Raw genomic sequence first — 11,244 nt, forward strand, 5'->3', positions numbered from 1 at the left:
AGGAGGCCCTGGCCCAGGCCCAGACGGTGGGTCTGGCCCTGCTCGAGCACTGGCAGACCAGAGCCAGCCACCGCCGCATCCCCACTGTCCAGCGCTTGGAACAGCGCCGCGATATCGCTGAGGCGATTTTTAATACAGCCCTGGACCAGGATTGCGACCTGATCGTGATGGGCACCCACGGGCGCACCGGGCTGCCCAGGTTGCTGCTGGGCAGCGTGGCCGAACGGGTAACCCGACTGGGGCCTCTGCCGGTGTTGCTGGTACGGGGTGGGGATGGGGGAGCATCCCGGTTCAAGCGTATTCTGGTAGCTACCGACGGCAGCGAGTACTCCCAGGAGGCCCTGCGTTACGCCGATGGGCTGGCTGGCCAGCTGGAAGCCCGTCTCTCACTCTTATATGTAGTGCCCGACGTCACCCGGATGGCGGTGGGAACGGGGCGAACCTGGATGTACACCAGTGCAAAACAGCTTCAGGCCCAGCTTCAAGAAGAGCAGCAGCGCCTGCGCGAACAGGGCGAGTTCATTCTCGAGGAAGCCCAGAAGTACTGCACCCACTGCAATAATGTAGAGCCCCTGCTGCGTGAAGCCCCCCACCACCAGATCAGCCTGCGCATCCGCGAGGTGGCCGATGAGCAGAGGGCCGACCTGATCGTGCTGGGCACCCACGGCCACAGCGGCTGGAAAAAGTTCTTTCTGGGCAGCGTGGCCCGCGACGTGGCCCATCTGGCCCGGCAGCCGGTGCTGCTGGTGCGCAAGCCCTCGAGCACACCCGACGAAGTCTATCTTCCCGCCCCCGGCGAGTGACCAGCGTGCAAAGGAGGCCCTGTGTACAAAAAAATCTTGATTCCTACCGATGGCAGTCGCTGTAGTGAGGATGCTGCCCATTACGGCCTTAAACTGGCTGCCCGTCTAGGTGCTGAGGTGGTCGTCCTGCACGTGCTCGAGCCCTTTACCGGAACCCTCGTATCCCCCAGCAGCATTCCCTACTACGCCGATCTGGAGCGCGATGTGCAGGTGGCGGGACGGCAGGCCCTGGCCAAAGTGGAGGCCGGGGCACAGGAGCTAGGGGTTAGCAGCCATGTCCAGCAGCGCAAAGGCCGGGCCACCGAGGTGATTGTAGAGGTGGCTCGGGATTACGACCTGATCGTGATGGGAAGCCACGGGTACGGGATGCTGGATCGGCTACTGCTGGGCAGTGTAGCCATCAGTGTGCTGCACAAAAGCCCCAGGCCGGTGCTGGTGGTGCGAGAGGGGGTCAAGACCGATGGAGTCCAGCAGCTTCTGCTGCCCACCGACGGTAGCAAAAGCAGTGAGCCCGCGCTACGGCAGGGGCTCGAGCTCGCCAGAGCCCTGGGCGCGAACGTGACCCTGCTGTATGTGGTGGAAGGAATGTACCGCTACCTGGGGCCGGAAGCCGCCATCTACCCGGTGGCCGACGGACTCGAGGCCGGTTTCATGGATATTGGGCAGCAAGCCCTCGGCCTGGCCAAAGAGCTGGCCGATGCGGTGGGGGTGGTGGCCCAGACCCGGCTGGCGGTGGGAAATGCTGTTGACCACATCCTGGCCGAGGCCAGGGTTCACGACCTGGTGGTGATGGGCACCCACGGACGCAGTGGGCTGGATCGGTTCTTGCTGGGTTCAGTGGCCGAGGGGGTGCTACGCCGTAGCGAAAAGCCGGTGCTGGTGATCCCCGGTCGCGACCGCCCCAAAGGAGTCGCATGACCGGCCAAATATTAAGAGGTCTCAGCCAGACCGAAGCGGAGCGCAGGCTGACTGAGTATGGTCCCAACAGCCTGCCCGAAAAGCCCCCCGAGTCCCTCTGGCGTCGGACTTTGCGGCAGTTCCAGAGTCCTTTGATCTATATCCTGCTCTTTGCCCTGGCAATGAAGCTGATTCTGTGGATTTTCGAGGGGGCGCCCGGCTTTCCCTACGAGGCTGTCTTGATCGGGGGAATTCTGCTGTTCAATGCGGGCATGGGCGTCTGGCAGGAGAGCAAGTCCGAGGCTGCTCTGCGTAAACTCAAGCAGCTTTCTGCCCCGCTGGTCTGGGTCGAGCGCGATGGGCAGTGGCAGCATATCCAGAGCCACTTGCTGGTGCCGGGCGACCTGCTGCGCCTCGAGGCCGGCGACCGCATTCCTGCCGATGCGGTATTGCAGGAGGGTGGCCCGGCGGTAGACGAGTCCGTGCTGACTGGCGAGAGCCTTCCGGTAGAGAAAACCCCCCCTGACGAGCTGTATAGCGGCACCCTGCTGGTACGGGGCAAGGTTTTTGCCCAGGTAGCACGCACCGGGGCCACGAGCGCACTGGGCCGGCTGGCCGTGATGCTGGGCGATGTGAAGGCCGACCCCACCCCCCTCGAGCGCCGTCTGCACCGTTTTGGCCACCAGATTGCCCAGGTGGTGCTGGCAGTGGCCTTTCTCATGGCCCTGGGGGGGCTAATTTTCGAGGGCTGGCACCGGCTCGATGAGGTGCTGTTGTTCGCGGTAGCCCTGGCGGTGGCAGTGGTTCCCGAAGGTCTGCCAGCGGTACTCACCCTGACCCTATCGCTGGGGGTGGAACGGATGGCCGGGCGCAAGGCAGTGGTACGGCGGCTCTCGGCGGTCGAGACCCTGGGCTCGGTCACGGTCATAGCCACCGACAAGACCGGCACCCTGACCGAGAACCGCATGGAGGTGCGGGCCGTGGATAGCCCCAACCCTAAGGTGGCGCTCAGGGTGTGCGTTCTGGCCAACGATGCCGACTTTCAGGTCGGTGATCCCATGGATACTGCCCTGCTGGCCTATGCCCGGAGCCAGGGCCTGAATCCCGAGGCGATAAGAGCCCGGCACCCCCGCCACAGTGAGCGGCCCTTCGAGAGTGAGCACCGGTTCATGCGGGCGACGGTGCGGGATGAGACCGGGCTGATCAGCTACCTCAAAGGTGCGCCAGAGGTCCTGTTGGAACGCTGCGGGCTTACTCAGGCCGAGCTCGAGTCCTGGCAGGGCAAGGCTGCTGCGTATGCTGCTGAAGGCTACCGGGTGTTGGGTCTGGCCTGGGGAGAGGGGGAGCGGGAAGACACGCTGGCCTTTGCCGGCCTGGCCCTGTTCTGGGATCCGCCCCGTCCAGAGGTGCCTGGTGCCATCGAGCAGGCTTTGGAAGCCGGAATCCGCGTACTGATGATTACCGGTGACCACCCTGCTACCGCCCTGGCGATTGCCCATCAAGTAGGTATCCGTGGAGACCGGGTGCTGACCGGTGAAGACCTCGAGGAGTTTACCCCCGAAGCGCTCGACCAGGCTCTGGATGAGGTAAATGTCTTTGCGCGGGTTCGGCCCGAACACAAGCTGCGCCTGGTAGACGCGCTCAAAGCACGGGGCGAGATCGTGGCCATGACCGGGGACGGGGTCAACGACGCACCCGCGCTCAAGCGCTCGGACGTGGGGGTGGCGATGGGGCAGCGCGGCTCAGATGTGAGCCGTGAGGTGGCGGATCTGGTACTCCTGGACGATAATTTTGCCACTATCGTGGCCGCCATTGAGGAGGGGCGCAGCATCTACGAGAACATCCAGAGCTTTATCCGATTCCTCTTCTCGACCAATGTGGCCCTGCTGCTGCTGGTCATTCTGGGCCTGCTAGCAGCGGTGATGCTGGGTATCTACGACGCTGCTGGAGCACTTTTCCTGCCTCTCACAGCGGTGCAACTGCTCTGGATCAACATGATCACTGGCGGCCCTCCAGCGCTGGCCCTGGGCCTGGACCGCAACCCTGGGGTTATGCGGCACCCCCCCCGCGACCCCAGAGCCCCACTGCTGGACCGACCCTCTCTGGTTTTCATCGTGGTAACTGGGGTCATCAAGGCGGTGCTGGGGGCCGTTCTGCTGGTCTACTTGTACCTGCGGGGGGCGGGCCTCGAAGCCGTACGCAGCTCGGTTTTTCTGTATGAGGTGCTGGGTCAGCTCATATTCGCCTACCCTTCGCGCAGTGTGCGCCTGCAACCACTGCCCAATGCCTGGTTGAACTGGAGCATCCTGGGCGTGCTGGGCCTGATGGCGCTGGCATTCTTACTACCCCAGGGCCGCTCCTTGCTGGGGCTTTCCTGGCTTACCCAGGAACAGATGCTCTGGGTGCTGCTGGCAACCCTGCTGACCTGGGGTAGTGCGGTTCTGACTGCACTCTATTTCCGCAGGCAGAGGAGGTGATGAGAGAGTTTGGAGAATTCATCACGACCCGCGAGAGACCCTGCCTGGGCAGATTTGCTGACCAGGTCTGGTGTGGCCGGAGCAAGGTTACTGATGGAGGTGGTTTTATGGCCAACAAGATGAAAGCAGCCGTCGTGTACGAGTTCGGCAAGCCCCTGGTTATAGAGGATCGGCCCATCCCGGAGCCGCAAGAAGGACAGATTCTGGTTAAGATCATGGCCAGTGGAGTCTGCCACACCGATGTGCATGCTGCCGATGGCGACTGGCCGGTAAAGCCGACCCTGCCGCTAATACCCGGCCACGAGGGGGTGGGCTTTGTGGCGGCAGTGGGCAAAGGGGTCACGGCAGTGCGTGAGGGTGACCGGGTGGGGATCCCCTGGCTACACTCCGCATGCGGCTGTTGCGAACACTGCCTGACCGGCTGGGAGACCCTCTGTCACAAACAGATGAATACGGGATATACCGTCAATGGTGGCTACGCCGAGTATGCCCTGGCCGACCCCCGGTTTGTTGGCCAGTTGCCAGGCCAGGTTACGTTTGGTGAGATTGCCCCCATTCTGTGTGCAGGGGTGACGGTCTACAAAGGGCTCAAAGAGACCGAAGCAAGACCAGGGCAGTGGGTCGCAGTATCCGGTATTGGTGGCCTGGGGCATGTAGCGGTGCAGTATGCCCGGGCGATGGGTCTGCGCGTGGTGGCGATAGACATCGCCGAGGACAAACTCGAGCTAGCCCGTAAACTGGGGGCCGAACTGAGCATCAATGCCGCAAAGACCGACCCGGTGGCCGAGGTGCAGCGCCTTACTGGTGGCGTACACGGCGCCCTGGTGACGGCAGTATCCAACACGGCTTTCCGGCAGAGCCTGGGGATGGTTCGCCGCCGGGGGACGGTCTCGTTTGTTGGCCTTCCGCCCGGCGACTTCCCCACCCCCATCTTTGACGTGGTGCTCAAGCGCATCACCTTGCGTGGCTCGATTGTGGGAACCCGCCAGGATCTGCAAGAGACCCTCGAGTTTGCCGCAGCAGGACAGGTCAAGGCCCAGGTGGAGTTCCAGCCCCTTGAGGCCATCAACGAGGTTTTCCGCCGCCTGCGGGAGGGCACGGTTAATGGCCGGGTGGTACTGCGGTTATCCAACGAGGCAGCTTAGGGCGGTTTTCAAAAATTGCTCCCTGGTTGCTTTTAAAACCACCTCTTTATCACCACCGGGTTCCGCGAATTGGTGCACCACCCCCTTAAGCGTGCGGTGGTTCGTCATCGGTCGGTGACGAACCATCCGGCCTGGCATGCTGGATCATGCAATCGGCTACCACTGGTGGGAAGGTTCGTAGCGTTCATGAAGCCCCCTCCCCGGTCTGGCGCACCACCAGCACTGGCCTGGGGCTGCGTTGCAGCACCTTCTGGGTCACCGAGCCCAGCAAGAACCGATCCAGCCCACTGCGTCCGTGGGTGCCCATCACCACCAGGTCGTGCTGATTGGCGGTCTCCAAAATCACCTGGGAGGCGCTGCCCAGCTGGAGTTCGGTCTCGACCGTAACCCCCAGATACTGCGCAAAATCCTCCGCACGTTCCAGGGCCTGCTTGCCCGCCGCCACCAGGTCACGCTTCAACTCGGGGTAGTAGGGTACGGTCTCGGGGCCGATCAGGATGCGGGCCACCACTGGCTCCACCACATACAGCAAGGTCACTTTGGCCTGTAGGCTGCGGGCCAGCTCGAGGCCCACCTTAACTGCGGCCTCGCTGGGGCCGCTCCCATCGGTAGGAATTAGAATGCGGCTGTACATGGCTCCTCCTTGCACCGCTTTCGCGGTTCGTGATTCTCTACCCCCCCGTCCTGGCAGCAAAACAAGCTCGATGCGGATATTCGTACAGTCGCGTTAATGCTCCCCTGGCGGGGGCAGGTGGGTCTCGTCGGGGCGGGTCAGGGCGGCTGGATTGCGCACCAGCAAAATCGGTTGACGACCTTGTTGGGCCACATCCTCGGCCACACTGCCCAGCAAGAATTTACGCAGGCCGGTGCGACCATGGGTGCCCAACACAATCAGTTCGGCTTTCTCCTGTTCGGCCACCTCGCAGATACGCTCCCCGATCAGATACCGTCCGGCTTCACGCAGCACGGTATGCGCCTGTTGGCAGTGTTTGCAGCGCTGTATGGCTTCTTGCAAGATGAACTCGCCCTGCTCCCGAAGGCGTTGTTGCCCACCGGCCAGTTGGGCATGAAGCTGTTGCGGATCGGTAAGCATCCAGGCCCGGCCTGTACTCGAGCTCGAGTACAACTGGGTCAGATCGGGCACCACATACACCACCGAGAGCCTGGCCTCAAGCGCCCCGGCCAGCTCGTCGGCATGCTGCAGGGCCAGGTCGCTATACGCACTGCCGTCAATAGCCACCAGGATATGCTTGAATAAGGTAGGCTTTTCATCCGCACCCCGCACCAGCAAAAGCGGGGTGGGGGCCAGGCGGGTCATCCGCTCGGCCACACTGCCCAGCAACACCCGGGGCAGCCCGGTGCGTCCGTGGGTGCCCATCACCACCAGGTCACAGCCGCTGGCCACGCCAGCATCTACCAGGGCTTCCGCTACCCCTGGACGGCTTTCCGGCTCGGTACGGGTGAGTTGGGCAGTGCAGGAAACGTTCAGACCCTGCGCCTTGCGATCCCACTGCTCGAGCAGGGCCCGCCCTACGGTGCGAGCGCGCTCGAGGGCTCCCTGGTAATCGCGCAGTTCGCGGTAGCGCTGCGGCTCAATTACGTGTATCAACGCCACCGAAGCACCCAGCCGCCTGGCCAGCGCCAGCCCGACCTCCCCTGCATGTTCACTGGGAGGTGAGCCGTCTATGGGCAGCAAAATGCATCTGTACATACCCACCTCCTTTCATGCCACACAAGCGCCTCAACGGCCTTTCCGGTTGGAAGAGGCGGTTAAGGTGTGAAGACGGAAAGCCATTGTCAACCTACCTTCTTGCTCTCTTGGGACAGCCTCCTGCGGCCATATTCCCAAGGGGGGTTTGTTCTCCTCCAGCACAAAAAAACACTATTGCTGAACTTCCCGTAGAACAGGGCTACCTCCTTCCCCAACGACCGGGTGGGACGAAGCCTGGCGAGCCGTCCAGACCCCGGTTTAATGAGACCCCAGAAGGATGTCTCAAGCGGCGGTATCCGGCACCCTCAGTGTAGCGCATGGGGATGCCCCTTCTCTGGTTGCAGCGCTACTGCACCACCAGCACCGGCAAGCGAATGGCAGCCAGTAAACGCTCCAGCGAAGGCGAGGCCACCATATCCTGGGATGCGCGATCCGATAATTCACCGGGTGTCCGCACCCTTCGGGCCTCAAAGCCCTCCCCTTCCAACGGCGGCCAATCGGCTCCGACCACCAGGACATCACAGCCGACCAGGGCCGCAACTCCTGCCAGTTCCTCGATACCGGCCTGGCTCAGGTGAATGGGTCGCACCACTACATTCCGCTGGGCCTGCCAGGCTTGAACCGAAGCAGCCAGCCGGGTACGGTTCCCAATCATCAATACGCTCAGCGGTTGAGCAGGCATTTCCATCAAGCCCAGTGCCGCTTCCAGAACCGCTTCCGCACTGGCTGTGTGACCATGCAGTACCACCAGAGGTCGCTGGAAAGCGGTATTGCGGGGCAAAAGCAGGATCAGCCTTGCAACCCGGGGCAGGGCCGGGCGCAGCATGGAAAACAACTGCACCTCCAGACCCATGACCCGGCTGGCCGTACCAATGATCCAGAGATCGTCGGCGGTCTCTTCGACCAGTTCCTGTAGTGCCCCGCGCAACACCTGCGCCGACCACGGTACGCCCAGGCGCTGGGCGGTTACTTCCAGTTCAGCCTGGGCCTGGATAGAAAGGGCCCGTAGTTGGGCTGCAAGCCGCTCGCGATCCACCCCACTGCCCCAGGGGCTCACCTGTCGGGCCACGGGCAGACTGGCCCAGCGCAACAGGCTGGGGTCTTCCAGAAAGACACCCAGCACCCGTACCCCCAGCCTGGCAGCCAGTTCCACCGCGGTCGCAATGGTCTGGGTATCGCGGCTGGCCACGTCCTGGGCCAGAATCACCCTGCGGATGCGGCTCATGTGCCACCCCCTGTGGGTGGAGCCGCAAAAGCCCGCACCTGCTCGGTGAAGGCGGCGAGTTGGGCCTCCACTCGGGCATTGAGACTGCCCTCGGGGAAACGCCCATCCGCGCCCCGTTCTCCAGCCTCGAGGCCCGTCAGAATGGTCTGTGCTTCGTCTACCGTGCCCACCGCCCAGACCCTAAACTGCCCTGCATCCACCGCCTCCAGCACCTCCTGCCGCAACATCAGATGCTTGATATTGGCCCTGGGGATGATCACGCCCTGCTGGCCATTCAGCCCCGCATCGCGGCAGACCTCGAAAAACCCTTCGATTTTTTCGTTAACCCCCCCAATTGGCTGGGCCTGCCCATGCTGGTTGACCGAGCCGGTGATGGCGATGCCCTGGTGGATGGGCACCTGGGCCAGCGCCGAAAGAACGGCGCAAAGCTCGGCCATCGAAGCGCTATCCCCCTCCACCCCGGCATAAGACTGCTCAAACACCAGGCTGGCCGAGAGCGAGAGTGGGCGCTCGCGGGAGTAGCGTTCGCCCAAAAACCCTGCCAGTATCAGCACTCCCTTGGAGTGGAGGGGGCCGCCCAGCTCGACCTCACGCTCGATGTCTACCACCTCGCCCTTGCCCAGCCGCACCCGTGCGGTAATGCGGGTGGGGTGGCCAAAACTGTAGCCCCCCAGGCTCAACACCGAGAGCCCATTGATCTGCCCGATCTCAGCCCCGGTCGTATCCACCAGCAGGGTGCCCCGCCGCACCTCCTCCTGCAAGTGCGCCTTGAGTCGGCTGGCCCGGTAGACCTGCTGGTCTATGGCCTGCCCGATGTCCTGGGCAGTGATGGTGGAGTGTCCGGTCTGGGCGGCCCAGTAGTCGGCCTCACGCAGCAGATCCAGCAGGGCTTCGAGGGCCGCCGAAAGCTTCTGTGCATCCGAGGCCAGGCGCGAACCATGTTCGATCACCCTGGCCACAGCCCCCACTTCCAGATGACGCAACCCCTCGCGTTGAACCAGTGAGGCCATCAGCCGGGCCAGGGCCAGTTCTCCCTCAGCGGTTCGATCGAAGGCATCTTCGAAATCGGCAGCCACCTTGAAGAGCTCGAGGAAATCGGGGTCGTAGGCACACAGCAGGTAGTAGAGCATCCGGTCGCCCATCAGGATCACCTTGACCTGCAAGGGAATCGGCTGGGGTTGCAGGGTTACGGTGCTGGACAGGCCCAGCACATCCCCCACCGAGCGAATCTGGATTTCCCGGCTGCGCAAGATCCGCTTGAGCTCTTCCCAGGCGTACGACTGCTGCAAAATTCGGCGCATTTCCAGCACCAGATAACCGCCATTGGCCCGGTGTAACGCCCCTGGACGAATCAGGGTAAAGTCGGTGGCGAGGTTGCCAAACTGAGCGCGGTACTCGATACGACCCACCAGGTTTTGCAACGAGGGGTAGTCTTCTTCGATCACCGGCGCACCCTGGCGGCCCGACTGGTCTACCAGCAGGTTGACCCGGTAGCGATCAAAGGCCCGGCTGTCGGAAAACATCTTACCCAGAGCAGCCTCGAGCGGGTTTTTCGGTTCGTTTTGTGCAGCCAGAAACTGCCCGGCATTTTCAATCAGGTCTTGTTCGACCAGCAGCAGATGCTCCTGCAACCCTGGCAGATCGCGGTAGTGTTGGCGCACCCCGTTCAGCAAATGACCAATCGCATAGCGGGCCACTTCACGGTTCAGTTCGCGGATTTTCTCGCGCCGTTCGCTCTCCCACTGGGGGGCCTGCTGCAGCATGGCTTGAAGCCTGCCATGCAACAATTCCATGGCGGTTTGAATCCGCTTTTGCTCGGCTTCGGGTAGCTTTTCAAAGGTCTCGGGTGTAATGATTTCTTTGTCTTGCACAGGAGCCAGCCCCATACCCATGGGGGTGCGGAGGATGGCGATACCCTGGAGACTGGCCTCGTTCTGGATGGCATCGAAGCTGGCCTGTTGTTTTTGCTTGAATTCTTCATCAATAATCTGCCGCCGCGTGCGGTAGTCCTCGCTCTCAAAAGCCGCCGGTATGGAAGCCCGCATTTCCTCTACCAGACGCTCCATATCGGCCTTGAACTGCCCACCCCGTCCAGCAGGAAGCGAAAGGGCTTTGGGTTTGTGCGGCTCGAGGAAGTTGTGGACATATACCCAGTCCGAGGCTACCGCTTCTTGAGCAGCCTGCTGTAAGGTAAAGTGCCGTACCAGGCTGAGCTTGCCAATTCCTGCTGGCCCCAGCGCATACAGGTTGTAGCCCTCGTGGGGAATCCTCAGCCCAAACTGGATGGCCCCAATGGCCCGTTTCTGACCCGGTGGCTGCTCAAGAGGCTCGAGTTCGGCGGTGGTACGGAAATTGAAATGGTTCTCGTCACAAATGTGGCGTAGCGACTCCACCGGAAGCGGGTTCGTCGGTAGCTGCCGAGGCTCAGGCATGCCCCTCACCCCTCATAGTGCTGCCCAGATAAGCGGGTGCGCGGGCCATGCCGTCCGCTGCCGCTGTGGTGAGCAAAAATTACCCTCCCACCTGCCCCTGGGCGGATACTCAGGTCGCCCGCAGGCGCAGTCTCGGAGTCGAGTGGAATGAGGACGGGTTCAGTCTGGATGGGTTGGGCTCCACACATCGCGCACCTCGTTGCGGTTTTACCGCAGTACTCGCTGGAACTGGCTTCCTAACCTCCATAGCCTTCGACGTTCAACCGACCCGCAACCAGCGATCTGAAAAACAAACCTCCCCGTTTAGTCTGGGCCAGGCCAATTACCAGGGCGTTACCAGGTTATTATGCATCCCCAGGCGCACCTGGGTGATGGCGGCAGGCCAGGCTCTATACTTGAATCAGGGCTTGGGTACGAGACAACCCGGCAAAGCGTGGCAAAGGTATGGCAGGCCGATCTGAAATTAAAAACATGGCGCTCTTTTGTGATTTCGAGAATATTGCCCTGGGGGTGCGGGAGGCCCAGTATCCCCAGTTCAACATTCAGAAAATCCT

The 11,244-nt window shown here is 62.4% G+C and carries 9 protein-coding genes and 1 pseudogene; 5 read left to right on the forward strand and 5 right to left on the reverse strand.

Annotation, left to right across the window (positions count from 1 at the left end; translation table 11 throughout):
• Positions 1-95: 95 nt before the first annotated feature.
• The 5 genes and pseudogenes from Q0288_RS00525 to adhP all read left to right on the forward strand — a co-directional run.
• Positions 96-266 (forward strand): annotated as a pseudogene (locus tag Q0288_RS00525) (universal stress protein); the annotation flags it as partial.
• Complete coding sequence (locus Q0288_RS00530; protein WP_299425561.1) at positions 252-803, forward strand: universal stress protein; 552 nt, start codon at positions 252-254, stop codon at positions 801-803. The pseudogene Q0288_RS00525 and the gene Q0288_RS00530, both read left to right, overlap by 15 nt.
• A gap of 21 nt (positions 804-824) precedes the next feature.
• Complete coding sequence (locus Q0288_RS18000) at positions 825-1,721, forward strand: universal stress protein (RefSeq protein WP_366914710.1); 897 nt, start codon at positions 825-827, stop codon at positions 1,719-1,721.
• Positions 1,718-4,177, forward strand: coding sequence for a cation-transporting P-type ATPase (locus Q0288_RS00545; RefSeq protein ID WP_299425543.1), 2,460 nt, complete (start codon positions 1,718-1,720; stop codon positions 4,175-4,177). Before Q0288_RS18000 ends, Q0288_RS00545 begins: the two co-directional genes overlap by 4 nt.
• Positions 4,178-4,284: 107 nt before the next feature.
• Positions 4,285-5,322, forward strand: coding sequence for an alcohol dehydrogenase AdhP (gene adhP, locus Q0288_RS00550; protein WP_299425546.1), 1,038 nt, complete (start codon positions 4,285-4,287; stop codon positions 5,320-5,322).
• Positions 5,323-5,506: 184 nt separating this feature from the next.
• On the opposite strand, the gene Q0288_RS00555 is transcribed toward adhP, so the two are convergent.
• The 5 genes from Q0288_RS00555 to Q0288_RS00575 form a co-directional block, all read right to left on the reverse strand.
• Complete coding sequence (locus Q0288_RS00555) at positions 5,507-5,956, reverse strand: universal stress protein (protein WP_299425548.1); 450 nt, start codon at positions 5,954-5,956, stop codon at positions 5,507-5,509.
• Positions 5,957-6,049: 93 nt separating this feature from the next.
• Positions 6,050-7,033: a universal stress protein gene (locus Q0288_RS00560; RefSeq protein ID WP_299425551.1), complete on the reverse strand. Its 984-nt coding sequence runs from the start codon at positions 7,031-7,033 to the stop codon at positions 6,050-6,052.
• Positions 7,034-7,379: 346 nt separating this feature from the next.
• Positions 7,380-8,258: a hypothetical protein gene (locus Q0288_RS00565; protein WP_299425553.1), complete on the reverse strand. Its 879-nt coding sequence runs from the start codon at positions 8,256-8,258 to the stop codon at positions 7,380-7,382.
• Entirely contained in the window at positions 8,255-10,690 is a 2,436-nt protein-coding gene (locus tag Q0288_RS00570; RefSeq protein ID WP_299425556.1) for a Lon protease family protein, read from the reverse strand. Before Q0288_RS00570 ends, Q0288_RS00565 begins: the two co-directional genes overlap by 4 nt.
• A gap of 5 nt (positions 10,691-10,695) precedes the next feature.
• Positions 10,696-10,878, reverse strand: a complete 183-nt coding sequence (locus Q0288_RS00575; RefSeq protein ID WP_299425558.1) for a hypothetical protein — start codon at positions 10,876-10,878, stop codon at positions 10,696-10,698.
• Positions 10,879-11,244: the final 366 nt, after the last annotated feature.

The organism is uncultured Meiothermus sp. (assembly GCF_937863175.1).
Classification (GTDB): domain Bacteria; phylum Deinococcota; class Deinococci; order Deinococcales; family Thermaceae; genus Meiothermus.